Below are 25,758 nucleotides of genomic sequence, written 5' to 3' on the forward strand. Positions count from 1 at the left end.
CGTCCGGGGGGACCCCCAGTGACCAGCGACATCACTCTCTTCGTCAATCCCACCGCGGGCCGCGGCCGGGGCGCCCACGCGGCGCAGCCGGCCGCTTCCGCGTTGCGGGCCGCGGGCCACTCCGTCCGCACGGTCATCGGGGAGGACTCCGCCGACGCGCTGCGCCGGGCACGCGATGCCGTGGACGCCGGGACGCGCGCGCTGATCGCCGTCGGTGGTGACGGCATGGCGAGCCTCGCCCTGCAGGCCGTGGCGCGGACCTCGACGCCCTTGGGCGTCATCGCCGTGGGCACCGGAAACGACTTCGCGCGTGCCCTCGGGCTCCCGGTGCGCGATCCGGCCGCCGCGGGCGCCGTCATCGCCGAGGCGCTCGACGCGGGGCGCACCCGCGACGTCGACCTGGGGCAGGTGGGCAAGACGTGGTTCGGCACCGTGCTCGCCTCCGGCTTCGACTCGCGGGTCAACGACCGGGGCAACCGGATGCGCTGGCCCACCGGACGCTTCAAGTACGACCTCGCCATGGCCGTGGAGCTGGCGGCCTTCCGGCCCGTCCCGTTCCGGATCACCCTGGACGACGAGCAGGTTCACGAGATCGACGCGACGCTCGTCGCCGTCGGGAACGGATCCTCGTACGGCGGGGGCATGCGGATCTGCGCGCGGGCCGACATGGGCGACGGCCTCTTCGACGTCACGGTCGTCGGCGACTGCAGCAGAACGACGCTCCTGAAGGTCTTCCCGCGGGTCTACAAGGGCACGCACCTGGACCACCCCAAGGTCACCGTGTTCCGGGCCTCGAAGGTGGAGATCGCCGCGCCGGGAGTCACCGGTTACGCGGACGGGGAGCAGCTCGGCGGCCTGCCGCTGACGGCACAGTGCGTGCCGGGGGCCGTACGTGTGCTCGGGCCGAAGGGGCCGCTGGAGCCGTAAGGCAGATAATGATCGTCCGTTGTCAGTGGTGGCCGGTAGTCTCGAAAGCACGATGACAGAGGACCTCTCACCGGCCGAGCGGTATGCGGCGGCGCGCGAGCGCGCTGTCGAGCAGGCCACAGCACTCGCCGGCTTCCGCGAGATGTACGAATTCGGCCTCGACCCCTTCCAGATCGACGCCTGTCGGGCGCTCGAGGCGGGCAAGGGCGTGCTCGTGGCGGCACCCACGGGTTCGGGCAAGACGATCGTCGGCGAGTTCGCCGTGCACCTGGCCCTGCTGCAGGGCAAGAAATGCTTCTACACCACGCCCATCAAGGCGCTCTCCAACCAGAAGTACGCCGACCTCTCCAAGAGATACGGCGCGGACAAGGTCGGTCTGCTGACCGGCGACAACAGCGTGAACTCCGACGCCCCGGTGGTCGTGATGACCACCGAGGTGCTGCGGAACATGCTGTATTCGGGCTCGCAGTCGCTGCTGAACCTCGGCTATGTGGTGATGGACGAGGTGCACTACCTCTCCGACCGCTTCCGTGGCGCCGTCTGGGAAGAGGTGATCATCCACCTCCAGGAGTCGGTGACGCTGGTCTCCCTGTCGGCGACCGTCTCGAACGCCGAGGAGTTCGGCGACTGGCTGGACACCGTGCGCGGCGACACCCAGGTGATCGTCTCGGAGCACCGGCCGGTGCCGCTGTTCCAGCACGTCCTCGCCGGGCGCCGGATGTACGACCTCTTCGAGGAGGGCGAGGGCCAGCGAAAGGCCGTCAACCCTGACCTCACGCGCATGGCGCGCATGGAGGCCAGCCGTTCGTACAACCCGCGTGACCGCCGCAAGGGCAAGATGGTCCGCGAGGCCGACCGTGAGCGCGAGCGCAGACAGCGGTCCAGGATCTGGACGCCGGGGCGCCCCGAGGTCATCGACCGGCTCGACTCCGAGGGTCTCCTTCCCGCGATCACCTTCATCTTCAGCCGCGCGGCCTGCGAGGCCGCCGTGCAGCAGTGCCTGCACGCGGGCCTGCGGCTGAACGGCGAGGACGCGCGGGCCCAGGTCCGCGAGATCGTCGAGGAGCGCACGGCCGCCATCCCGGACGAGGACCTGCACGTCCTTGGCTACTACGAATGGCTGGAAGGCCTGGAGCGCGGCATCGCCGCGCACCACGCGGGCATGCTGCCGACCTTCAAGGAAGTCGTCGAGGAGCTCTTCGTCCGTGGGCTCGTGCGCGCCGTCTTCGCCACCGAGACCCTCGCCCTCGGCATCAACATGCCCGCGCGCAGCGTGGTGTTGGAGAAACTCGTCAAGTGGAACGGCGAGCAGCACGCGGACATCACGCCCGGTGAGTACACCCAGCTGACCGGTCGCGCCGGGCGGCGTGGCATCGATGTCGAGGGCCATGCCGTGGTCCTGTGGCAGCGCGCCATGAGCCCGGAACACCTCGCGGGACTCGCGGGCACGCGCACGTATCCGCTGCGCTCCAGCTTCAAGCCCTCGTACAACATGGCGGTGAACCTGGTCGAGCAGTTCGGGCGGCACCGCTCGCGTGAGCTGCTTGAGACGTCCTTCGCGCAGTTCCAGGCCGACAAGTCGGTCGTCGGGATCTCCCGTCAGGTGCAGAAGAACGAGGAAGGTCTTGAGGGTTACAAGGCCTCGATGACCTGTCACCTGGGCGACTTCGAGGAGTATGCCCGGCTGCGCCGCGAGCTGAAGGACCGGGAGACCGAGCTCGCCAAGCAGGGCGCCAACCAGCGCAGGGCTGCGGCGGCCACCGCCCTGGAGAAGCTCAAGCCCGGTGACGTCATCCACGTGCCGACCGGGAAGTACGCGGGCCTGGCGCTCGTCCTGGACCCGGGCATCCCCGCTGGCCGGGTCAACGGCCACCGCGGCTTCGAGCACCAGGACGGGCCCAGGCCCCTGGTGCTCACCGCCGAGCGGCAGGTCAAGCGCCTTGCCTCGATGGACTTCCCGGTGCCGGTCGAGGCGCTTGAGCGGATGCGCATCCCGAAGTCGTTCAACGCGCGCTCGCCGCAGTCGCGCCGGGACCTGGCGTCCGCCCTGCGCACGAAGGCCGGGCACATCGTGCCGGAGCGGCACCGCAAGGGGCGGGCCGCCGCGGCCGACGACCGCGAGATCGCCCGGCTCCGCACGGAGCTGCGGGCGCACCCCTGCCACGGGTGCGACGAGCGGGAGGACCACGCGCGGTGGGCCGAGCGCTTCCACCGCCTGCGGCGGGACACCGTGCAGCTCGAGCGGCGCATCGAGGGGCGCACGAACACCATCGCGCGGACCTTCGACCGGATCGTCGCGCTGCTCACCGAGCTGGACTACCTCCGGGGCGACGAGGTCACCCAGAACGGCAAGCGGCTCGCCCGGCTCTATGGAGAGCTGGACCTCCTTGCGAGCGAATGCCTGCGCGAAGGCGTGTGGGAGGGGCTCAGCCCGGCCGAACTGGCCGCGTGCGTCTCGGCGTTGGTGTTCGAGGCCCGGGCCGCGGACGACGCGCTCGCCCCCAAGCTGCCCTCCGGGAAGGTGAAGGCCTCCCTCGGCGAGATGGTGCGGATCTGGGGCCGGCTCGACGCCCTGGAGGAAGAGTTCAAGATCAACCAGGCGGAGGGGGTCGGGCAGCGGGAGCCGGACCTCGGGTTCGCCTGGTCGGCGTACATGTGGGCGTCGGACAAGGGCCTCGACGAGGTGCTGCGCGAGGCGGAGATGCCCGCCGGTGACTTCGTGCGGTGGTGCAAGCAGGTGATCGACGTGCTTGGGCAGATCTCGGCCGCCGCTCCCCGCGAGGGTTCCACCGTGGGCAAGAACGCCCGCAAGGCCGTGGACCAGCTGCTGCGAGGTGTGGTGGCGTACAGCTCCGTCGGCTGACGGATCGCGACGCGTGGTCTGCTCGCGTCGAAGGGCGGGCCCGGGGATCTACTCCCCGGGCCCGCCCTTTTTCGTATCCAGGTCCGCCTGTTCGACGTCATCACTCCACGTGTTCGATTGATCGCCACGCGTGCAAATGGAGCCGAGTGTATGCCCGTCGGTGAGCGCGCTGCAGGGCCTTGCTGAATATGACTCGGCGATGATTTCGGCGGACTAAGCTCGCCCGGAGCGCGGCGAGTTAAAACGAGTTGCGATAGATTCGCGCGTTTGTTCATGGATGTTTCGATTGTTCGCATACGTCTGACCGTTTTCAACTCCTCTCGCATTTCCCCCATTTCCCAGCACCGCCCCCCATTCCTCCCCCAAGACAAGTCTTCAGAGGGCATACATGGTGAGTGTTCAATCGCCTCCCGGTGGCCGAGAAGTCCCTTACGCACGCGTGCTGTTGCTGCCCGCCCTGCTGATGGCCGCGGCCACCGGAGCCGCGGTCGCCGCGGTGACGGAACCCGCCCGCATCGCGGTGGGCTGGTGCGGCGCGATCGCGACCCTCGTGGTCGTCGCGGTCGGCGCCGAAGCCGTGCGACGCGGCCGGACCATCCGGGAGTTGCACACCCAGTACGCGCAGCGCGTCGCTTCCCTGGAACGGCGCATCGCGTCCCATGACGACGAGACCATCCGCCTGGGCAGGGAGGTCATCCCCGAGGCCGTCTTCCGGCTCCGGCAGGGCGAAGCGCCGTCGGAGGTCATCCGCCACCTCGTCGACGCCGACGAGTCCTTCGCCGATCTGCCCTTCTCGCAGCGCAAGCTGCTCCGGAACGTCCTGGACACCCTGGACTCAGGCGAGGCCATGCGCGAGTCCTCGCAGCGCGCCTTCGTCAACATCGCCCGGCGCGTCCAGGCCATCGTCCACCAGCAGTCCGCGGAACTGCGCGAGATGGAGGAGTTCCACGGCCGCAACCCCGAGGTCTTCGACGACCTGCTCCGCATCGACCACGGCACCGCGCTGATCGGCCGCCTCGCCGACTCGATCACCGTGCTCGGCGGCGCCCGCCCGGGACGCCAATGGCCCAAGCCCGTACCGCTGTTCAGCGTGCTGCGCGGCGCCATGTCCCGCATCCTGGAGTACCAGCGCGTCGACCTGCACTCGATCGCCAAGGTCGCGATCCGCGGCACGTCCGTGGAACCGCTCATCCACGCCTGCGCCGAACTCCTCGACAACGCCACGCGCTACTCCCCGCCGCAGACCCGCGTGCACGTCACCGCCGTCGAGGTGCAGACCGGCATCGCCGTCGAGATCGAGGACGGTGGCGTCAGCCTCAGCGAGGAGGCACGCGCACGGGCCGAGCGCATGCTCGCGCAGGCCCAGGCCGGCTACGACCTGAACGACCTCGGCGAGAGCCCGCGCCTGGGCATGGCCGTCGTGGGACGGCTCTCGCAGATGTACAACCTGCAGGTCTCGCTGCGGCAGTCCGCGTACGGCGGCGTCCGCGCGGTGCTCATCGTCCCGCGCGAGATGCTCAGCACCGGGCCCGCCCCCGGCCTCGCCCACGGCATCGGCGCGTCCGCGGTGCCCCGGGTGAACTCCGAAGGCGTGCCCATCGAGGAGGCCCACGGCATCCGGCGCAAGAAGCCGAGGGTGATGACGGCGGGACCGCCGCTCCCCAAGTCGTTCGGCGCGGCCATGGAAGACGACATCCCCGAGGTCACCGAGTGGACGTCGAACGGTCTGCCGCAGCGCCGCAGCCGGGTCCGCACCCCGCTGGCCGAGCGTCTCGCCCAGGAAGCCGCCGACGAGAAGTACCACAAGCAGCGCGCTCAGTACGCCCCGCAGGCGGCCGCGCCGGTCGTACCCGAACCGGCGAAGAAAGAGGAGAAGGAACCCGGCCTCTGGATCGAGGCCTTCATGAAGGGCGTGAACGGCGACGACTCGGCAACCGATGACCCGTTGCTCCCCAAGGGCCACAGCGAGAACGACCACGGCACCGCCGACAGTGCCGACAACGCCGACGAGGGGGGCTGGAAGTGATCCAGCAACGGGCCAATTTCGACTGGATGCTCAAGGAGCTCGCCGACGGCGTGCCGCAGACCCGGCAGATCGTGGTGCTCTCCGCGGACGGCCTGCGCATCGCGCGCTACGGCGGCGACCCTGACGCAGCCGACCGGATCGCCGCCGCCTGCGCGGGACTTCAGTCCCTGGCGGCCGCGGTCGCCACCGAGATCCCGCACGCCGACGGCGGCATGCGCATGGTCATCATCGAGGTCGGCGGCGGCTACTTCTATCTGATGGCGGCGGGAGCCGGGGCCTACCTCGCCGTGCTCGCCGACGAGACCGTCGACGCGGGCCTCATCGGCAACCGCATGCGGGACCTGGTCGTCCGGATCGGCGCCCATCTGACGAGTCCGCCCCGGCGAGACGGGCAGGCCGTATGAATCCTCCGCAAGGCGAGAACCCCTCCCACCGAGACGACCCTCCCCAACGGGAACGGCGCAGCCCGGAGAACCCCGAGCGGCTCTACATCCTGACCGGGGAGGACACGGAGCGGGCAGCGATCGACCTCGTCACGCTGATCGTCGCGAACGGCGAGGCACCGCCCACGGCAGAACCCGAGCACTCCGACGTCCTGCGGCTCTGTCAGACGCCGCTGTCCGTCGCCGAGCTCTCCGCGTATCTCGCGCTGCCGTTCAGTGTGGTGACCGTGCTCCTCACCAGGATGCTCGAGGCCGACCTGGTACAGGCGCGGGCATCGATCGTCCGCTCCACGCTCCCCGATCGTTCCCTCCTCGAAGCGGTGATGCATGGACTTCAAAAGCTCTGACACGATCACCGGGCCCAGCAGCGAAGAGGTCCTGCCGCATACGGCCACGGCCGCCGTGAAGATCGTGATCGTGGGCGGGTTCGGGGTCGGCAAGACGACGATGGTCGGCTCCGTCAGCGAGATCCGTCCGCTGACCACCGAAGAGACCATGACCCAGGCGGGCATCGGCGTCGACGACAACTACGGCTCCGACACCAAGACCGCCACCACCGTCGCGATGGACTTCGGCCGGATCAGCATCTCCGAGGAACTGGTGCTGTATCTGTTCGGCACCCCCGGCCAGGAGCGCTTCTGGTTCCTGTGGAACGGCCTCTTCGAAGGGGCGCTGGGCGCGGTGGTCCTCCTCGACACCCGCCGCCTGGAGGTCAGCTTCGACGTGATCGGCCGCCTCGAGGAGCGCGGCGTGCCCTTCGTCGTCGCCGTCAACGACTTCCCCGACGCGCCCCATCACCCGATGGAGACGCTGCGCCGCGCACTCGACCTGGACGACGCGGTGCCGATGGTGAAGTGCGACGCCCGGCAGCGCGCGTCGAGCCGGGACACCCTGCTGACCCTCACGCGGTATCTGCACTCCCTGACCGTGGCCCCCGTCTGACATCTCCCCCTATCCGCAACCCCGGAGCGACGAACGTGACGACTCCTTCCCAACCCCACACCGGCCTGGACGACCCCGCCATGCCACCGCCCGGCTGCCCCGCGCACGGTCTGGGCGCCGGCGGCCTGCGCCGTCTGTACGGACCCGAGGCGGAGACCGACCTCGCGGGCGTGTACGAGAAGCTGCGTGCCGAGCACGGCGCGGTGGCTCCGGCCCTGCTGCACAACGACGTACCCATCTGGGCGGTCCTCGGCCACAGCGAGAACCTGCACATGGTCCGCACCCCCTCGCAGTACACCCGCGACCCACGCCAGTGGCGGGCCATCATCGACGGCTCCATGGGCCCCGACAACCCGCTCGCCCCCGTGGTCACCTACACGCCCATGGCCAGCATGGCCGAGGGTGACGAGCACGAGCGGCTGCGCGGCGCGGTCACCGGCGCGATGGCGCTCCTCGACCACCGGGGCATCCGCCGCTACATCAACCGCTACAGCAATCTCCTGCTCAACGACATCTGCCAGGACGGGCGCGCGGACGTCGTGAGCCAGTTCGCCGAGCATCTGCCGATGATGGTGATGTGCCATGTCATCGGCATGCCCGAGGAGTACAACGAGCGGATCGTGCAGGCCGCCCGCGACATGCTCAGGGGCACCGAGACCGCCATCGCCAGCAACGCGTACATCATGGACGCGCTGACGCGGCTCGTGGCGCGGCGCCGGACACAGGCCGAGGAGGACTTCACCAGCAACCTCATCGCACAGCCGGCGCAGCTCACCGACGACGAGGTCGCCGCGCACCTGCGCCTGGTGCTCATCGCCTCGTACGAGGCCACGGCCAACCTCATCGCCAACGCCCTGCGCATGGTCCTGACCGACCCACGCTTCCGCGCCCAGCTCAGCGGCGGCCAGATGACGGTCCCCGAAGCGGTCGAGCAGTCCCTGTGGGACGAGCCGCCGTTCAGCGCGATGATCGGCTACTTCGCCAAGCAGGACACCCAGCTCGGCGGCAAGCAGATCAAGGCGGGCGACGGTCTGCTCCTCGGCATCGCGCCGGGCAACGTCGACCCCGTCGTCCGCCCGGACCTGGCCGCCAACATGCAGGGCAACCGCTCCCACCTCGCGTTCAGCGGCGGTCCGCACGAGTGCCCGGGGCAGGACCTCGGCCGTGCCATCGCCGACACGGGGGTGGACGCGCTGCTCATGCGCTTCCCGGACGTGGAACTCGAGTGCGAGGAACACGAGTTGAGGTGGACCTCGTCGATCCTCTCCCGGCACCTGGTGTCGCTGCCGGTACATTTCGCGCCGCGGCCTCCGCAGGATGTGATGGCGCGGCCCATGGCGCGGGTCCCCGACGCGCGCAACGACTGGCATGTGTCGTCGCCGGCTCCGCGGCCCGCGTATCCCGCGACGCCCGCGCCCCGGCCCGCGCCCGTTCCGGCACCGCAGCCCGCCGCGCCGCCGCCCGTGCCGGAGTCGGCGCCGGTGGCCGTGCCGGTGCCGCGGCAGGGGGTGTGGCGGCGGATCGTCGTCTGGTGGCGGGGTTACTGACCGTCCGCTGAGGGGTGCGCGTTCTCCCAGGAGTCGTACGAGGCCCAGGCGCCCAACTCGCGTGCGCTGACGAAACGGTGGTCGGCGCCGGTGACGGGGTCCCTGAACTCCAGTACGCGGGAGAGGAGTTGCAGGGGCCGCCGGAAATCGTCCGGCGGCACAGGACCGGCCACCAGCGGGTAGACGGGATCGCCGAGGATCGGCAGGCCCAGCGCGTTCATGTGCACCCGCAGCTGGTGGGTGCGGCCGGTGTGCGGGGTGAGGCGGTAGCGCCCCAACATGCCGTTGTGCTCGACGAGTTCGACGCGGCTCTCGCTGTTGGGCTCGGCGCCGGGCACCTCGTACGCGGCGATGATGCCGCGCTCCTTGACGATGTGGCTGCGCACGGTGCGGGGGAGTGCGATGCCGGGGTCGTGGGCGGCCACGGCCTCGTACTCCTTCGACACCCGCCGCTCGCCGAACAGCGTCTGGTACGCGCCGCGTTCTTCCGGCCGCACGGTGAAGAGGATCAGCCCCGCGGTGAGCCGGTCCAGGCGGTGCGCCGCGCCGAGCGTGGGGATGTCGAGCTCCCTGCGAAGCCGGGCGAGCGCGGTCTCGGTGACGTGGCTGCCGCGGGGGGTGGTCGCCAGGAAGTGCGGCTTGTCGGCGACCACGATGTGCTCGTCGCGGTACACCACGTCGATGGCGTACGGCACCGGGACCTCGTCCGGCAGGTCACGGTGGAACCACACGAAGGCGCCGGGCACATAAGGGGCGTCCGGCGGCACGGGAAGCCCGTCCACGCCGACGATCAGACCGTCCCGCAGCATCCCGTCGATCACACCGGGCCCGGCCTTCAGCCGTTCGACGAGATGGTCCCGTACGGTCGCCCACGCTCCGTCGGCGGGCAGCTTGACCCGCATGGGGTCGACGCCGCGCCGCTGCGGCAGGGGAGAGGGCGGGATACGGGGCTTACGGGTCACAACCGGCAACAGTACGGGGCCCGGCGGGGGCGCCCCGCCGTGTCCCTCGGGTCACGAGCCCGCGGGCTCGTCCCCCTGGACACGGGCGTGCAGATGCATGTCGTGCCAGCCGTCCGCGTGCAGGACCGCGCTGCGCTTGGTGCCCTCCGGCGCGAAGCCGGTCTTGAGCGCGACACGGCAGGAGGCCTCGTTGGCCGTGGCGTGGGTGAGTTCGAGGCGGTGCAGGCCGATCTCGGAGAACGCCCAGTCGCTCAGCGCCGTGAGGGCGCGCGGCGCTATGCCCCGGCCGCGGGCCGACGGCATGGTCCAGTAGGCGACCTCGGCCTGTCCGTCGGCGAGCACGATCAGCCGCAGCGAGATCCGCCCCACCACCTCGTCCGAAGTGGCATCGGCGACGGCCCAGTGCGCGTCGCGCTCCTCGGGCCAGGCCTTGCGCCAGCCGTCGATCCAGCCGCGGGCCTCGTCGACGGAGTCGGCCTCGCGCGCGTGCCAGCGCTGCAGCACCGGATCCTGGAACGCCTCGTACACGGCGGGCGCGTCGCCCGACGACCAGGGGCGCAGGACCAGCCCTCCGGGCACGGGGATGCTGGGCTGGTTCCGGCGGGCGAGGGAGCCCGCCGCGACTACGTCCGAGATCTTGAAGGGCATGGGCGCATCGTGCCAGCGGGCACCGCCCGGGGAAACCGGTTTTGGTCGCCTCTCACGTGCGAGCCGGTGCCTCCTGCTCGGCCTCGACCTGGGCGTTCCAGTCGCGCTTGGAGGCCTGCCAGCCGTCCTCGTTGTCGCCCAGGCGCCAGTAGCCGGAGATCGAGAGGCGCTCGCGCGGGACCTGGCGTTCCATGCGGAGGTGGCGGCGCAGTTCCTTCACGAACCCGGCCTCGCCGTGCACGAACGCGTGCACGTCGCCCGCCGGGAAGTCGAGGGAGCGTACGGCCTCGACGAGGGCCTCGCCCACGGGGCGCTCCCCGCGGTGCAGCCACACGATCTCCGCGACCGAGCTGATCTTCTGCTCCTCTTCCGCGTCGGCGACCTCCACGAAGGCGTACGCCTTGGCGCCCTCCGGAAGTGCCTCGAGGGACGCGGCGATCGCGGGCAGCGCGCTCTCGTCACCGGCCAGCAGGTGCCAGTCGGCGTCGACGTCCGGGGCGTACCCGCCGCCGGGGCCGAGGAAGCGGACCGTGGCGCCCGGCTGGACCCGCTGGGCCCACGGACCGGCAAGGCCCTCGTCGCCGTGGACGACGAAGTCGACGGCGAGCTCGCGGGTCTGCGGGTCCCAGGAGCGCACGGTGTACGTACGCGTCACGGGCCACTGGTCGCGGGGGAACTCCTCGCGGATCCGCTGCATGTCGAACGGCTCCGGATAGGTCACGCCCTCGGCGCCGAACAGCAGCTTCACGTAATGGTCGGTGGAGTCGCCCACAGTGAACTCCGCGAGGCCCTCACCGCCCAGGACCACGCGCTGCATGTGCGGGGTGAGGCGCTCGGTGCGCACCACCTGGGCGACGTGAGCCTTCGGTGCCTTGCGTGCCGGACGTTCTGCCATGGCGGCGTCCTCCCCTGATGATCAAATGTTGCTTAGGCTTACCTAAGCTAACACCTCATCCTTCAAGAGTCGTGAGCAGTCGCTTCAGCGCCCCGCCCAGGTTCCACCGCTCGGCGAGGTCGTCCAGGGCCGCGGGGTCGCGGGGCTCGCCCGGCAGCGCGAGGTCCACGTCCGGCAGGGGCACGTCGCCCGCGACGCGGACCACCGTCGGCGCGACGGCCACATACGCGCGGGACTCGTCGAGCCGCTTGCGCTGGGAAGGCGTCAGCTTGCTCTTCGGGTCGTCCACCGCGGCCATGATTCCGGCCAGATCTCCGAACGCGTCCAGGAGCTTGGCCGCTGTCTTCTCGCCGATGCCCGGGACGCCGGGCAGGCCGTCGCTCGGGTCGCCGCGCAGCAGGGCCAGGTCCACATAGCCCGAGCCGTCCACCCCGTACTTCTCGCGGAGCCAGGCTTCGTCGGTGAGCTGGAGGGAGCCGACGCCCCTGAGGGGGTAGAGGACGCGAATGCCGCGCTCGTCGTCGACCAGCTGATAGAGGTCGCGGTCGCCGGTGACGATGTCGACCGGGCCCGTGGCGCGGCCGGCGTACGTACCGATCACGTCGTCCGCCTCGTACGACGGAACGCCCACGCGGGCGATGCCGAGCGCGTCCAGGACGTCCTCGATGATCGGGACCTGCGGCGCGAGGGTGTCGGGTGTCTCCTCGGCGTCCGGTCCCTGCTCGACCTCCTCGGCGACGCGATGCGCCTTGTACGAGGGGATCAGCTCGACCCGCCAGTGCGGGCGCCAGTCCGCGTCCATGCAGGCGACCAGGTCGTCCGGGCGGTGGTCCTGGACGAGCCGGGCGATGAAGTCGAGCAGACCGCGCACCGCGTTCACCGGTGTGCCGTCCGGGGCCTTCACGGAGTCGGGGACCCCGAAATAGGCCCGGTAGTACAGGGACGCCGTGTCGAGCAGCATGAGCCGTCGCGTTCGCTGAGTCACCTTCGCATCATGCCGCACGGCACTGACACCGCACCCGCTGCGGACCGGCCCTTCCCGGCCAACAGAAGTGAACTGAATGTGAACTGGACCACTCTTGCGTTTGATCTGTGTAAGTCAGGGCAGGCGCCGGGCCGGAGCGCCTCCGGTCGAGGATTCAACTATTTCGGCGGGCAAGTAAGCGGGCAGAACCCGTGTCGCTCCACGGCCCGCCGGCGGGGGAGGCGGGCCGTCTTGGTTCAACCCGAGAGGTGTATGTGTCCAGGCTGCAAGCCGAACACCTGTACAAGGTATTCGGCAGACGACCCGCTGACGCGGTGGAGAAACTCCGCCACGGAACCGACCGAGAGGAGCTGCGCGCCGAAGGCACCACTGCCGCGGTGATCGACGCCTCCTTCACGGTCGAGCCGGGCCAGATCTTCGTCGTCATGGGTCTCTCCGGATCCGGCAAGTCCACGTTGTTGCGCATGCTCAACGGACTGTCGGAGCCAACGGCCGGACAGGTGCTGTTCGACGGTCAGGACCTGACGGGTCTCAGCGCCCGTGAGCTGCGCGAGGTGCGCTCCAAGAAGATCAGCATGGTCTTCCAGCACTTCGCTCTCTTCCCGCACCGCAGCGTCCTCGAGAACGCCGGCTACGGCCTCGAGGTACAGGGCGTGCCGCGCGCCGAGCGCGAGGAGCGCGCCACGGTCGCGCTCGAACTGGCCGGGCTCAAGGGCTGGGAGAAGTCCTGGCCCGACGAGCTCTCCGGTGGCATGCAGCAGCGCGTGGGCCTGGCCCGCGCGCTCGCGACCGACGCGGACCTGCTCCTCATGGACGAGTCGTTCAGCGCGCTCGACCCGCTGATCCGCCGCGACATGCAGGACCAGCTCCTGGAGCTCCAGAAGCGGCTGAAGAAGACCATCGTCTTCATCACCCACGACCTGAACGAGGCCATGCGCCTCGGCGACCAGATCGCCGTCATGCGCGACGGCGAGATCGTCCAGATCGGCACCGCCGAGGACATCCTGGTCACCCCGGCCAACGAGTACGTCGCCGCGTTCACGCAGGACGTCGACCGCTCCCGTGTCCTCACGGCGGGCGCGATCATGGCCGAGCCCGAGACCGTGTTCGGCACGAGGACCGCCGAGGGCAAGGAGCTGAAGACCGCGCAGGACGTGCTGTCCGCGGCCCCCGCCACGGTCAGGGCCGAGACGCCGATCATCGAGCTGTTCACGCCGTGCTCCACCAGTGACGTGGCCGTCGCCGTGACCGACGACGAGGGCGCGCTCATCGGCGTCGTGCCGCGGGCGCGGCTGCTCGCGGTCCTCGGCGAGCCGATGACCCCCGAGGACGAGCCGCGGGACGCTGCCGTCCCGCTCCAGAAGACGCAGGATGACGGCGAGCAGGCCGTGGGCAAGGTGGTCAGCGGTGCCTAGGATTCCCTTCGGCGAGTGGGTCAACGACGGCGTCGACTGGCTGCTCAGCCACATGGCGTGGTTGTTCGACTTCTTCCAGACCGTCTTCCAGGGCGCGTACGACGGCATATCCGACCTGCTCCAGGCGCCCGAGCCGCTGCTCCTCGCGGGCATCTTCGCGGTCATCGCGTTCTGGCTGCGCGGTGTGGTCGCCGGTGTCCTGACCTTCGCGGGCTTCGCCTTCATCATCTCGATGGAGCTGTGGGACCACGCGATGATGACGCTGTCGCTGGTGCTCGTCTCGACGATCATCGCGCTGATCATCTCCGTGCCCGTGGGCATCTGGGCGGCGCGGTCGAGCACGGTGAGCGGCATCGTCCGCCCGGTGCTCGACTTCATGCAGACGCTGCCGGCGATGATCTACCTCATCCCCGCCATCCTCTTCTTCGGGATGGGCGCCCCCGCGGGCATCGTCGCCACCCTGATCTTCGCCCTGGCCCCCGGCGTCCGCATGACGGAGCTGGGCATCCGCCAGGTCGACAAGGAACTGGTCGAGGCAGCGGACGCGTTCGGCACCACGCCGCGCAACATCCTGCTGCGCGTCCAGCTGCCCCTCGCGCTTCCCACGATCATGGCCGGTGTCAACCAGGTCATCATGCTGGGCCTGTCCATGGCCGCCATCGCGGGCATGGTCGGCACCGAGGGCCTTGGTGCCGACGTGAACGAGGCCATCGGCCAGCTGAACGTCGGCCTCGGCTCCGAGGCGGGCGTCGCCATCGTCATCCTGGCGATCTACCTGGACCGCATGACCAGCTCGCTGGGCACCCAGGTCTCCCCGCTCGGCCGCCGCGCCGTCGCGAAGCTGCGTGCCGCGCACGGTCTGAACATCTGGACCTACCGTCCGCAGGCCGCCGTCGCGGTCGTCGGCGTGGTCGTCCTCGCGCTCGTCGCGGGCGGCATGGGTGTCTTCGGCGGATCGAAGTCCGAGGAAGCGGCCGCGGACTCCAAGAACGTCGGCCAGGGCAAGGAAATCAACATCGGCTACATCCCCTGGGACGAGGGCGTGGCCTCCACCTTCCTCTGGAAGGAGATCCTGGAGCAGCGCGGCTTCAAGCCGCAGACCAAGCAGCTCGAGGCGGGCCCGCTCTACACCTCGCTCTCGCAGGGCAGCATCGACTTCCAGACCGACTCCTGGCTGCCGACGACGCACGCCTCGTACTGGAAGAAGTACGGCAAGGACCTCGAGGACATGGGCTCGTGGTTCGGCCCGACCTCGCTCGAGCTCTCCGTGCCCTCGTACGTCAAGGGCGTCGACTCGCTCGATGACCTCAAGGGCAAGAGCGGCAAGTTCAAGGGCAAGATCGTCGGCATCGAGCCGAGCGCCGGAATGATGGGCCTGCTCAAGGACAAGGTCCTCAAGGAGTACGGCCTCGACAAGGAGTACAAGGTCGTCGACGGCTCGACCCCGGCGATGCTGGCCGAGCTGAAGCGCGCGTACGCCAAGAAGGAACCGATCGTCACCACGCTCTGGTCGCCGCACTGGGCCTACAGCGACTTCGACCTGAAGAAGCTCAAGGACCCCAAGGGCTCCTGGGGCAAGGGCGACGGCGTGCACTCCCTCGCGCGCAAGGGCTTCTCGAAGGAGAACCCGCAGGTCGCCAAGTGGCTCAAGGACTTCAAGATGAGCGAGAAGCAGCTCACGAGTCTTGAGGCGGAGATCAACAAGGCGGGCAAGGGCAAGCAGCAGGAAGCCGTCCGTGCCTGGCTGAAGAAGAACCCGGGTGTCGTCGACAAGCTGGCCCCGCTGCCGAAGAACTCCACCCCCGCCGAGGCGAAGCGTCCGCTGAACGCCGCGTACTTCGCGTGGGACGAGAACATCGCCGTCACCAATCTCTGGAAGCGTGTCCTGGAGAAGCGCGGCTACAAGATGAAGCTGACGCCCTCCGACGTCGGCCCGGTCTACACCGCTCTCGCGCAGGGCGACCTCGACCTGGATCTCGACGCGTGGCTGCCCACCGCCCAGAAGCAGTACTGGGAGAAGAACAAGGCGAACCTCAAGGACCTGGGCTCCTGGTACAGCCCGACGTCTCTGGAGATCGCCGTCCCGTCCTACGTCAAGGGCGTCGACTCGCTCGATGACCTCAAGGGCAAGGGCGACAAGTTCAAGGGCAAGATCATCGGCATCGAGCCCGGCACGGGCGTGATGACGGCGCTCAAGAACAAGGTCCTGCCGGGCTACGGCCTGGACAAGGAGTACAAGATCGTCTCCGGTTCGACGCCCGCGATGCTCTCCGAGCTGAAGTCGGCGTACGCCAAGAAGGAGCCGGTCGCGGTTCTGCTCTGGTCGCCGCACTGGGCGTACAACGAGTACAAGCTCACCAAGCTGAAGGACCCCAAGCTCGGCTTCGGCAAGGGCGACACGATCCGCACGATCTCCAGCAAGGACTTCCCGAAGCAGTATCCGCAGCTCACGAAGTGGCTCAAGGACTTCAAGATGAGCGAGAAGGAACTGGCCAGCCTGGAGAACGAGATCAACAAGGCGGGCAAGGGCAATGAGCCCGAGGCCGTCGACACGTGGCTGAAGAAGAACCCGGGCTTCGAGCAGAAGATGACTCCGCAGTCCTAGCTCTTCACCCCTGGCTCTTCACCGCTGAATCACCTTGAGGGGTGGGCGTCGTCCTTGTGGCGAAGCCCACCCCTCTCGGCGTTCCCGGGGGCACCTCCGCTCCCTAGGCTGGGCAGCCTCCCCGCTGCTCGAACGTAAGTGCCCCTCCGTGCCCTCTGCGCCCCTCGTGACCGTCCGGGTCTCCCGCACCGTCCTCGCCCTCGCCGTGGCCCTGGCCCTCGGCGCCGCCCTGCTCCTCGCGCAGGCGGCGGGGGCGAGCTCCGCGCCCGCTTCCGCGGGCACCGCGCGCCTGGCCGCCCTCGCCGAGGACGTCACCACCGCCGACGGCCACCGCTACGACGCGCGGGACCACACCGGCCGCACCATGGACGCCGCGCAGATCACGCAGGCCCCCGACGGCACCTACCTGGCCGTCTACCGCACCCTCCTGGACGACGGCCGCTTCCATGCCGCCGTCGCCACCTCCACCGATCTGCGGCACTGGCACCGCCGCCACGACTTCGGTCCCGGCACCCACCAGGCCTCGCTCGCCGCCGACGGACGCGGCGGCTACGTCCTCGCGTACGAGAAGGACCCGAAGAACCACATCGCCGTACGCGGCTACGGGGACCGGGCGGCCCTGCTCGACGGGCGGGCAGACCGGGCCTTCGACGCCCCGCGCACCCTCTCGCGGTGCGCCGAGGGCACGCCGAGCGTCACCGCCGTACGCGGCGACACCATCGAGCTCACCGGCCACTACCGCGCCGACTGCGACACCGACCGCCAGCTGCGCGCCACCCTGACCGGGTTCCGCGACTGGCACGCGACGCCCGACCGGCGGCTCGACCGGGCGCTGCAGACGTGGGGCAACAGCGGGAACTTCGGGGATCGGGCGCCCGTGAGGCTCGACGGGCGGCGCGTCCTCCTCGTGGAGGGGCAGCGGTGGCGGGGTGACTTCGGCAGCTGGCGGACCTATGCCTACGACCCCGCGAGCGGCCGTGCCGACCGCCTCAGCATCTCCACCCATGGCGGAAGCCGTGCCTTCGCCAATCCCTCGGCGACCCTCCTCACGGACCCGCGGGGCAGGCCTGCGTTGCTGGTCAGCCTGTTCATACCGGCACAAGGAGCGGCCCCCGGCGAGGCGGGGCAGCTTGTCTACTGGCACAAGCTGTAGACGGCGGTCCTCGCAACGGGGCAAAACCGTTTGGCGAACATGCGTAGGGTGCAGAAAACCCAACAGGGTTGAGAGTGGACCGATGCGCAGAAGGGAGCCGAGGCGATGGACGAGCAGAAGGAAACCCTCCGGGTGGGCTCGGCCGTGCGGCGCCGCCGCCGGCAGCTGGAGCTCACCCTCGCCGTGGTGGCCGAGCGCAGCGGTCTCTCGGTGCCTTTCCTGAGCCAGGTCGAGAACGAGCGGGCGCGGCCCAGCAGGCGCTCCCTGCAGCGTGTCGCCGACGCGCTCCTGACGACCGACGTCGAACTGCTTGCCGCAGCGGATCCCGCGTGCACGGTCGACCTGATGCGCGCCGACGAGGGCGACGGGGAAAGTTCGTCCCCCGACGTCCGTGTCCGCAACCTGGTGCGCGGCCACCATCAGCTGCACGCCGTCGAGTTCACCGGCGACCACGACGAGGGCCGAGAGTTCCAGCACCGCAACGACGAGTTGATGTACGTGGTGGGTGGCGCCGTCGAGGTCGAGGCGGAGGGCAGGGCCTACCGCCTCGGGCGCGGCGACAGCCTCTATCTGACCGGCGGTGTGCGCCACCGCTGGCGGGCGACCGTGCCGGACAGCCAGGTGCTCGTCGTGGCCGTCGCCGACCACATCGAGGCCGTGGACGGCTCGCGGCGCTGAGGGGGTCCTTGCGGTGACGGGAGTGCGGGTCGTCTCGCTGGTGCCCTCGCTGACCGAGGCGGTCGCGGTGAGTGTGCCGGGCGCGCTGGTGGGGGCCACGGAGTGGTGCAGCCATCCGGAGGACCTCGACGACCTTGGTGTCGTCCGCGTCGGCGGCACCAAGAATCCCGACGTGCGCCGGATCATCGCCCTCGCCCCAGACCTGGTGATCGCCAACGAGGAGGAGAACCGCGCGCCCGACCTCGCGGCGCTGCGGGCGGCGGGCGTCCAGGTGCTCGTGACGGAGGTACGCGATCTGCCGGACGCCTTCCGAGAGCTGACCCGGGTGCTGGCCGCGTGCGGCGCCGGGCGTCCGGGGTGGCTGGCCGACGCCGAGCGGGCGTGGGGCGAACTCCCTCTGCCTGACACCCGGTTGAAGGGAGTGGTCCCGATCTGGCGGCGGCCGTGGATGGTCCTGGGACGCGACACGTTCGCCGGGGATCTGCTGCGGCGCCTCGGCGTCGACAACGCGTACGCGACGCACGCCGAGCGCTATCCGCGCGTCCCGATCGAGGAGCTGCGGGCCGTGGACCCGGACGTGGTGATCCTCCCCGACGAGCCCTACCGCTTCACCCCCGAGGACGGCCCCGAGGCGTTCACCGCCCCCACGGCCCTGATCAGCGGCCGCCACCTCACGTGGTACGGCCCGTCCCTGGCGGAGGCCCCGGCGGTGCTCAGCGCGGCGCTGCGAGCAGCTTGCCGTTGAGGAGGCCGCGGAGGGTCTGGGTGAGGGCCACGGCCCAGGCGGTCAGGAGCAGGGCGTACAGGGCGAGGGCCAGCCAGTCGTAGAACGCGAGGCCGGTGTGCTTGCCCAGGCCCTCGGCGCCCGTGACGCAGGTGCCGACGGGGAACGTGAACGCCCACCAGGTCATCGCGAAGCCCATGCCCTTGCGCCGGGCCCGCACCACCATCGCGCCCGCGAGCGCCAGCCACAGAAGGGCGAAGCCCATCACCGGGACGCCGTAGAGCACGGCGAAGACGGCGAAGCCCTGGTCGTACGGGGCCGGGACGACGCCTGTCGCGGCGGTGTCGGCGAACTTGTTCACGGCGGTCGTCGACTGGCCCAGCGGGCCGAGGACCAGGAACAGGGCGGGGGTGAGCGCGAGGGGGTACGGGCCGCCGGTCAGCAGGCGGGCGAAGATCATCGGGAGCATCACCAGGGTGGCGAGCAGGCTCAGGCCGAACATCGCGAAGCAGGCGTAGAGGAGCGTTTGTTGGGCCTGGCCCTGCGGGAGATGCGGTACGAGGAGCGGGCCGAGGGCGGCCGACACCATGGGCGCCACCAGGGGCAGCAGCCAGACGGGCGAGGCCTGGTCCGGTTCGATGCGGTGCTTCACCACCATCAGGTACGGGATCGCGACGGCCGCCGCGAGGCCGATGACGGTGCCCGCGGTGAAGAGGACGGCGTCCAGCGCGACCGCCGCGGTCGTCCCGATCCAGTCCTCGCCCACGAGGACGGCGCCGCCGCCGACGGCGAGCAGGGCCATGGAGAGGCATCCGTAGAAGGGGGCCACGGCCGGGTCGAGGAGGTGGGCGCGGGCCTGGTCGCGGTGGTGGATCCAGTGCAGCGTCCGGGCGGCGAGCAGCGAGGCCAGCATCAGCAGGGAAAGCGCCCAGACCGCGGTGCAGGCGGTCCGCAGGCCGGGGACGTGGACCGGCAGGGTCGCGCCGGCCCCGGCGATGATCGCCGTGCCCATGACGGCGGCGTACCAGTTCGGGCCGAGGTGGCGGGTGGCGCGGGTGATGCCGGGGGTGGTGGCGGAGCTCGTGGGTGCCTGCGGGTGGGCGACGGTGACCATGCCTCCACGGTCGCCGTTCGGCGGGCCCCCCACCAGGAGGCATCTTCGTATGAGGGCATAACCTGGGCTTATGGGTACGTCTTCTGGTTCCTCCGGTGTGTCCGATGCGTCGCCGGGGGCGTCGCCGCTCGCGCATCGCGTGCCGGATCTCGGGGCGCTCGAACTGCTGCTCGCCGTGGCGCGGCTGGGCAGCCTGGGGCGGGCCGCGAAGGAGCTCGGCATCACCCAGCCCGCCGCGAGCAGCCGCGTCCGGTCGATGGAGCGGCAGCTCGGGGTCGCACTGGTCGACCGGTCGCCGCGGGGGTCGCGGCTCACGGACGCGGGGGCGCTGGTCACCGACTGGGCGCGGCGGATCGTGGAGGCGGCCGAGGCGTTCGACGCGGGGGCGCAGGCCTTGCGGGACCGGCGGGACTCACGGCTGCGGGTCGCGGCGAGCATGACGATCGCCGAGTATCTGCTGCCGGGCTGGCTGATCGCGCTGCGGACGCAGCGGCCGGACACGGCGGTGTCCCTGACGGCGGGCAACTCGACCGCGGTCGCCGAGCGGTTGCTCGCGGGCGAGGCGGACCTCGGCTTCGTCGAGGGGCTCGCGGTGCCGACCGGCCTCGACTCTGCCGTCATCGCCCACGACAGCCTGGTCGTCGTCACGGCGCCGGGCCACGCCTGGGCGCGGCGCCGAAAGCCGTTGAGCGCCGCGGAGTTGGCGGCCACGCCGCTGATTCTCCGGGAGGAGGGTTCAGGGACGCGGCAGGTCCTCGACGCGGCGCTGGGGGGTCTGGCGCGCCCGCTGATCGAGCTGTCGTCCACCACGGCGGTAAAGGCGTCCGCGGTGAGTGGGGCGGGGCCCGCTGTGCTGAGTGAGCTCGCGGTGGGGGAGGAGCTGTCGGCTCGGCGCCTGGTGGCGGTCCCTCTGGAGGGGGTCCAACTACGCCGCGCCCTCCGGGCGGTGTGGCCCACGGGACACCGGCCCACCGGCCCGGCACGGGATCTGCTTTCGCTCACTCGGGCGGGGTCGCCGGCTTCCCCTGGGGGGTGAGTTCTGCTTCGCGCCTCCGGGGCTGGGGTCTGCTTTCACCTGCGGGTGGGATGTCTCCTCCCGCCTCCGGCGGAGGTCTCCCGCCCACCCACCCGATTACCCCGGGGCAACGGGCGGGTGGGCGGGAAAGGTCCCGCCGAGGGGAAACCCGGCGGTGCAGGGACCGCTGGGTGCAGGCATGCCCCCGGCCGGAGGGCCACCCCCCGGGTGCGAGGCGGTCCGGGGTCAGGCCGGGCTCCCCGGTCCGCTGAACGCCCTCGCCGCGCGAACCAGCGCTGACATCACCCGCAGGTCGTCCCCCATCTCCGGGTGCCACTGGACCCCAAGGACCCACCCCGCGGACGCGGGGAGTTCCAGCGCCTCCGGGGTGCCGTCCGCCGCGTACGCCGACACCACAAGCCCCCGGCCGATGCGGTCCACCGCCTGGTGGTGATAGGCGGGGACCTCCGCGGCGGCGGGGACGATCGACTCGTAGAGCGAACCCGGCACCGGCTTCACCTCGTGCGTGCCGAAGACGCCCACCGTCTCCGCATGCCCCTCCATGTGCTGCACCAGCGTCCCGCCGCGCGCCACATTGAGCAGCTGCATCCCCCGGCAGATGCCGAGCAGCGGCGTCCCGGACGTCAACGCCGCCTCGATCAGCGCTAGTTCCCACGCGTCCCGCTCCCGCGCCGGCGGGCCCGTACGCTGCTCGCGCTCCGCGCCGTAGCGGACCGGCTCGACATCGGGCCCGCCCGCGATGACCACGCCGTCGAGGCGGGCGACGACCTCGTCCGCGTACGAAGGATCATCCGGCGGCAGCATCGCGGCGATGCCGCCCGCCCCCTGCACGAGCCGCGGATAACCGGCCGGGAGCAGCGCCGCGGGCAGCTCCCACACGCCCCAGCCCACTTTCGACTCCAGATAGGTGCTGACACCGATCAGCGGTCGGCCGGTGTTCGTCGCGCTCACCCTCGTCTCCCTCACGCTCAGCCGCGACATGCTCAGTCGCGTTCCAGTTCCGCCTCCGCGGCCGCCAGCGCCGCGAACTCCTCCTCGGGCGCCCGTGCCACGAGATGCTTGCGGCTGTAGAGGCCGAAGTACGCGATCGCCACCACGTATACCGCGAGCGCGATCAGCGCCGCCGTCACGTCCACCAGGAAGGTCGCCACCAGCGCCGAGCAGGCGAGGACCAGCGCCACCGACGACGTCAGCATGCCGCCCGGCGTGCGGTACGGCCGCTCCAGGTGCGGCTCCCTGCGGCGCAGCACGATGTGCGAGAGCGACATCAGGGCGTACGAGATGGTTGCCCCGAACACCGCCACGTTCAGCATCCGCGCGCCGTCCCCGGTCGCCGCGGCCAGGCTGAAGCCGATCGCCCCGGGGACCAGGAGTCCCAGGTAGGGAGCCTTGCGGCTGCTCGTGAGGGAAAGGAAGCGCGGCAGGTAGCCCGCCCTGGACAGGGCGAACAGCTGGCGCGAGCCCGCGTAGATCAGGGAGAAGAAGGACGCCACCAGGCCCGCCAGGCCCGCGTAGTTCACGATCCGGCTCAGCGCCGTCGCCTCACCGCCCGGCTGCAACGCCTCCACCAGCGGATTGCCCGCCTCCTGGATCGCGTTCGCGCCGCGCGCCCCCGCCGACGCGAAGAACGTGAGGAGCGCGAGCACGATCAGGATGGCCATGGACCAGCGGATCGCGCGCGGCAGGGTGCGGGCCGGGTCCTTCGTCTCCTCTGCCGCCAACGGGACGCCTTCCACCCCGAGGAAGAACCACATGCCGAACGGGAACGCCGCCCAGATGCCCAGCAACCCCATCGGCAGCCAGGAGTTGGAGCCGAACGCGTCGGCCTCCACGGGGATGTCGTTCAGCGTCGACGCGTCGAAGTCCATGAACGCGCCGACCGCGAAGACGAGCAGCGCCGCCACCGCGATGCCCGTAACGACGAAGCTGAAGCGCAGCGCCTCGCCGACCCCCCACAGATGGATGCCGATGAAGATCACGAAGCAGGCCAGGTACACCGGCCAGCCGGAGGTGAGTCCGAAGAGGCCGAGCGACTCGACGTAGTCGCCGATGAAGATGGAGATCGCGGCGGGCGCCAGGATGTACTCGATGAGGATCGCCGTGCCGGTGAGGAAACCCCCCAGCGGGCCGAGCGCCCGGCGCGCGAAGCCGTAGCCACCGCCCGCCGTCGGCAGGACCGACGACAGTTCCGCCAGCGAGAACACCATGCACGCGTACATGACGCCCATCAGCGCCATGGCGATCCCGAGGCCGCCGAATCCGCCCTCCGCCAGGCCGAAGTTCCAGCCCGAGTAGTCGCCGGACACCACGTACGCGACACCGAGGCCGGTGAGCAGCAGCCAGCCCGCGCTGCCCCGGCGCAGCGCTCTGCGCTCCAGATAGTCGTCCGCCGGCTCGGCGGCACTCGACTTGGGGGACTCCATGGTCATGGCACGGCTCCTATGTGACTGCGCGGCGGCGGCACTACGGCGGGGTGACTCAATGGAACGGATGCATACCTTTGCCGTGCGACCCGCGAGAAAGCAAGACCCCTGCGTTACGTCGCCGTTAATCGCCCCGCAGCTCGCCCCTTATGTCAGGAAGCCCCGCAGCAAGGCGGCCGTACCTGCGCAGTGCTCGCGCATCATCTCCCGCGCCCCGTCCGCGTCCCCGTCGAGCACGGCCTCCACCAGAGCGGTGTGCTGACGCTGCGAATGCTCCAGATTCCGGACCAGGAGCGGGATGCAGTCAAGGAGGTCGTTGACGGTCGCGCGGACCGCCGCGTACTGCGCGGTGAGTGAGGGGGAGCCGCACAGCTCGGCGAGCGTCAGGTGCAGCAGCGTGTCCAGGCGGCGGTACTCGGAGAGGGGTGCCTCGTGCGTCTGTACGAGCGCCGCGCGCAGCCGCTCCCGCTGCTCCCCGCTCAGGCCGTGCGCCGCGCAGAGCCCGGCCGCGCCGACCTCAAGGACCTCGCGGAACCGCAGCGCGTCCTCGACGTCGACATCCGCCACGCGCCGCCGCAGCTCGTCCTCGCCGGCCGCCTCCGGGCGCGGACGCACGAACGTGCCGCCGTACCTGCCCCGCCGCGACTCGACCAGACCCTGGTCCTGGAGCACCTTGAGGACCTCGCGCAGCGTGACCCTGCTGATGCCGAGGCGTTCGGCCAACTCCCGCTCGGAGGGCAGCCGTTCGCCGCCGGGCACCAGGCCGAGGCGTACGACCTGGAGGATCTGTTCCAGGGCCTCCTCGAAGCCGTTGCCCGCCCGCACGGGCCGCAGGATCGGTGCGAGCCGGTCGTCGGCGGTCGCGGCGGGGCCATCCGGACCCGCCTCACCGGCGACGTCGGCATCCATGTGCGACATCTGGCCGTACCCCCTTCCCAATTAATGGTTCTCGGCAATACCTTATGGCTCTCGGCTGACCCAAGGAGGATTTTCCCGTGGCAGACCGCACACCACCGCTAGGGATCGAGGAGCTGCGTGCTCTCGTCACGAGCGGCGAGATCGACACTGTCGTCCTGGCCTTCCCCGATATGCAAGGGCGGCTCCAGGGCAAGCGGTTCGCCGCCCGCTTCTTCCTCGACGACGTCCTGGAGCACGGCACGGAGGGCTGCAACTACCTCCTGGCCGTCGACGCGGAGATGAACACCGTCGAGGGGTACGCGATGTCCTCCTGGGACCGCGGCTACGGCGACTTCGCCATGCGCCCCGACCTGAGCACCCTGCGCCGCGTCCCCTGGAACGAGGGCACCGCGATGCTGATCGCGGACCTCGCCTGGAACGACTCCTCGCCCGTCGTGGCCGCGCCCCGCCAGATCCTGCGCCGTCAGCTCGACCGCCTCGCCGAGCTCGGCTACACCGCCAACGTCGGCACCGAGCTCGAGTTCATCGTCTTCAAGGACACCTACGAGCAGGCCTGGGACGCGGGCTACAAGGCCCTGACTCCGGCGAACCAGTACAACATCGACTACTCGGTGCTCGGCACGGGCCGCATCGAGCCGCTCCTGCGCCGCATCCGCAACGAGATGGCGGCCGCCGGGCTCGTCGTCGAGTCGGCCAAGGGCGAGTGCAACCCGGGCCAGCACGAGATCGTGTTCCGCTACGACGACGCCCTCGTCACCTGCGACCAGCACGCCATCTACAAGACCGGCGCCAAGGAGATCGCGTCCCAGGAAGGTGTCTCGCTCACCTTCATGGCCAAGTACAACGAGGCCGAGGGCAACTCCTGTCACATCCACCTCTCGCTCGCCGACGCGGACGGCGCCAACGCCATGGCCGGTTCCCCGGACGATCCCGGCGGCATGTCGCCCGTCATGCGGCACTTCCTGGCCGGGCAGCTCGCGGCGCTCCGCGAGTTCTCCCTGCTCTACGCGCCCAACATCAACTCGTACAAGCGGTTCCGGCCCGGCTCCTTCGCGCCGACCGCCGCCGCCTGGGGGTACGACAACCGCACCTGCGCCCTTCGCGTCGTCGGCCACGGCCGTTCCCTGCGCTTCGAGAACCGCCTCCCGGGCGGTGACGTCAACCCGCACCTCGCGGTCGCCGGACTCGTGGCCGCCGGTCTGCACGGCATAGAGCAGAAGCTGGAACTGCCCGAGGAGTGCACGGGCAACGCCTACACCGGTGACTACGCGCACGTTCCCACCACCCTGCGCGAGGCCGCCGAGCTCTGGGAGAACAGCGCCATCGCCAAGGCCGCCTTCGGCGACGAGGTGGTCGCGCACTACAGCAACATGGCCCGGGTCGAGCTGGACGCCTTCGACTCCGCGGTGACCGACTGGGAGCTCCGCCGCTCCTTCGAACGCATGTGAGGCACC

General features: G+C 70.5%; 22 protein-coding genes. 14 read left to right on the plus strand and 8 right to left on the minus strand.

Annotation, left to right across the window (positions count from 1 at the left end):
• Positions 1-18 precede the first annotated feature (18 nt).
• From AB0I66_RS29000 to AB0I66_RS29030, 7 genes are all read left to right on the plus strand, one after another.
• The gene (locus tag AB0I66_RS29000; RefSeq protein ID WP_363210893.1) at positions 19-927 is read left to right on the plus strand and encodes a diacylglycerol kinase; all 909 of its coding nucleotides are present in this window, start codon (positions 19-21) and stop codon (positions 925-927) included.
• A gap of 52 nt (positions 928-979) precedes the next feature.
• Positions 980-3,790: a DEAD/DEAH box helicase gene (locus tag AB0I66_RS29005; RefSeq protein WP_363210894.1), complete on the plus strand. Its 2,811-nt coding sequence runs from the start codon at positions 980-982 to the stop codon at positions 3,788-3,790.
• Positions 3,791-4,178: 388 nt separating this feature from the next.
• Positions 4,179-5,816: an ATP-binding protein gene (locus AB0I66_RS29010; RefSeq protein ID WP_363210895.1), complete on the plus strand. Its 1,638-nt coding sequence runs from the start codon at positions 4,179-4,181 to the stop codon at positions 5,814-5,816.
• Positions 5,813-6,220, plus strand: a complete 408-nt coding sequence (locus AB0I66_RS29015) for a roadblock/LC7 domain-containing protein (RefSeq protein WP_363210896.1) — start codon at positions 5,813-5,815, stop codon at positions 6,218-6,220. The genes AB0I66_RS29010 and AB0I66_RS29015 overlap by 4 nt, the downstream gene beginning before the upstream one ends.
• Positions 6,217-6,606, plus strand: a complete 390-nt coding sequence (locus AB0I66_RS29020) for a DUF742 domain-containing protein (protein ID WP_363210897.1) — start codon at positions 6,217-6,219, stop codon at positions 6,604-6,606. The genes AB0I66_RS29015 and AB0I66_RS29020 overlap by 4 nt, the downstream gene beginning before the upstream one ends.
• The gene (locus tag AB0I66_RS29025) at positions 6,587-7,201 is read left to right on the plus strand and encodes an ATP/GTP-binding protein (RefSeq protein WP_363210898.1); all 615 of its coding nucleotides are present in this window, start codon (positions 6,587-6,589) and stop codon (positions 7,199-7,201) included. Before AB0I66_RS29020 ends, AB0I66_RS29025 begins: the two co-directional genes overlap by 20 nt.
• Before the next feature lie 80 nt (positions 7,202-7,281).
• Entirely contained in the window at positions 7,282-8,748 is a 1,467-nt protein-coding gene (locus tag AB0I66_RS29030) for a cytochrome P450 (RefSeq protein WP_363211145.1), read from the plus strand.
• Here the strand turns inward: AB0I66_RS29030 and AB0I66_RS29035 are convergent.
• The 4 genes from AB0I66_RS29035 to AB0I66_RS29050 form a co-directional block, all read right to left on the minus strand.
• Positions 8,742-9,650, minus strand: a complete 909-nt coding sequence (locus tag AB0I66_RS29035) for an RluA family pseudouridine synthase (RefSeq protein WP_363211146.1) — start codon at positions 9,648-9,650, stop codon at positions 8,742-8,744. The two genes, AB0I66_RS29030 and AB0I66_RS29035, sit on opposite strands and share 7 nt — an antisense overlap.
• Positions 9,651-9,761: 111 nt before the next feature.
• Positions 9,762-10,358, minus strand: coding sequence for a GNAT family N-acetyltransferase (locus tag AB0I66_RS29040; protein WP_363210899.1), 597 nt, complete (start codon positions 10,356-10,358; stop codon positions 9,762-9,764).
• A gap of 52 nt (positions 10,359-10,410) precedes the next feature.
• Positions 10,411-11,253: a siderophore-interacting protein gene (locus AB0I66_RS29045; protein ID WP_363210900.1), complete on the minus strand. Its 843-nt coding sequence runs from the start codon at positions 11,251-11,253 to the stop codon at positions 10,411-10,413.
• Between the two features lie 55 nt (positions 11,254-11,308).
• Complete coding sequence (locus tag AB0I66_RS29050; protein WP_363211147.1) at positions 11,309-12,214, minus strand: 5'-3' exonuclease; 906 nt, start codon at positions 12,212-12,214, stop codon at positions 11,309-11,311.
• A gap of 278 nt (positions 12,215-12,492) precedes the next feature.
• Here AB0I66_RS29050 and AB0I66_RS29055 point away from each other — a divergent pair, with 278 nt between their 5' ends.
• The 5 genes from AB0I66_RS29055 to AB0I66_RS29075 all read left to right on the plus strand — a co-directional run bounded on the left by AB0I66_RS29055 (position 12,493) and on the right by AB0I66_RS29075 (position 18,834).
• Complete coding sequence (locus tag AB0I66_RS29055) at positions 12,493-13,653, plus strand: glycine betaine/L-proline ABC transporter ATP-binding protein (protein WP_363210901.1); 1,161 nt, start codon at positions 12,493-12,495, stop codon at positions 13,651-13,653.
• The gene (locus AB0I66_RS29060; protein ID WP_363210902.1) at positions 13,646-16,258 is read left to right on the plus strand and encodes an ABC transporter permease/substrate binding protein; all 2,613 of its coding nucleotides are present in this window, start codon (positions 13,646-13,648) and stop codon (positions 16,256-16,258) included. Before AB0I66_RS29055 ends, AB0I66_RS29060 begins: the two co-directional genes overlap by 8 nt.
• Before the next feature lie 148 nt (positions 16,259-16,406).
• Positions 16,407-17,411, plus strand: a complete 1,005-nt coding sequence (locus AB0I66_RS29065) for a hypothetical protein (RefSeq protein WP_363210903.1) — start codon at positions 16,407-16,409, stop codon at positions 17,409-17,411.
• Positions 17,412-17,516: 105 nt separating this feature from the next.
• Positions 17,517-18,089, plus strand: a complete 573-nt coding sequence (locus tag AB0I66_RS29070; protein ID WP_363210904.1) for an XRE family transcriptional regulator — start codon at positions 17,517-17,519, stop codon at positions 18,087-18,089.
• A gap of 22 nt (positions 18,090-18,111) precedes the next feature.
• Entirely contained in the window at positions 18,112-18,834 is a 723-nt protein-coding gene (locus AB0I66_RS29075; RefSeq protein ID WP_363211148.1) for a helical backbone metal receptor, read from the plus strand.
• Here the strand turns inward: AB0I66_RS29075 and AB0I66_RS29080 are convergent.
• Positions 18,803-19,927 (minus strand): TDT family transporter, encoded by a 1,125-nt coding sequence (locus tag AB0I66_RS29080; RefSeq protein ID WP_363210905.1) that lies wholly within the window; start codon positions 19,925-19,927, stop codon positions 18,803-18,805. The two genes, AB0I66_RS29075 and AB0I66_RS29080, sit on opposite strands and share 32 nt — an antisense overlap.
• Before the next feature lie 70 nt (positions 19,928-19,997).
• Between AB0I66_RS29080 and AB0I66_RS29085 the strand changes: the two genes are divergently transcribed.
• The gene (locus AB0I66_RS29085) at positions 19,998-20,963 is read left to right on the plus strand and encodes a LysR family transcriptional regulator (protein WP_363210906.1); all 966 of its coding nucleotides are present in this window, start codon (positions 19,998-20,000) and stop codon (positions 20,961-20,963) included.
• Positions 20,964-21,188: 225 nt separating this feature from the next.
• On the opposite strand, the gene AB0I66_RS29090 is transcribed toward AB0I66_RS29085, so the two are convergent.
• From AB0I66_RS29090 to AB0I66_RS29100, 3 genes are all read right to left on the minus strand, one after another.
• Entirely contained in the window at positions 21,189-21,914 is a 726-nt protein-coding gene (locus tag AB0I66_RS29090) for a gamma-glutamyl-gamma-aminobutyrate hydrolase family protein (RefSeq protein WP_363210907.1), read from the minus strand.
• Positions 21,915-21,946: 32 nt separating this feature from the next.
• Complete coding sequence (gene eat / locus AB0I66_RS29095) at positions 21,947-23,392, minus strand: ethanolamine permease (RefSeq protein ID WP_363210908.1); 1,446 nt, start codon at positions 23,390-23,392, stop codon at positions 21,947-21,949.
• Positions 23,393-23,533: 141 nt separating this feature from the next.
• The gene (locus tag AB0I66_RS29100; RefSeq protein WP_363211149.1) at positions 23,534-24,295 is read right to left on the minus strand and encodes an FCD domain-containing protein; all 762 of its coding nucleotides are present in this window, start codon (positions 24,293-24,295) and stop codon (positions 23,534-23,536) included.
• Between the two features lie 86 nt (positions 24,296-24,381).
• Between AB0I66_RS29100 and AB0I66_RS29105 the strand changes: the two genes are divergently transcribed.
• Complete coding sequence (locus AB0I66_RS29105; RefSeq protein WP_363210909.1) at positions 24,382-25,752, plus strand: glutamine synthetase family protein; 1,371 nt, start codon at positions 24,382-24,384, stop codon at positions 25,750-25,752.
• Positions 25,753-25,758 lie beyond the last annotated feature (6 nt).

Origin of the sequence: Streptomyces sp. NPDC050439, assembly GCF_040655335.1 — a bacterium.
Classification (GTDB): Bacteria; Actinomycetota; Actinomycetes; order Streptomycetales; family Streptomycetaceae; genus Streptomyces.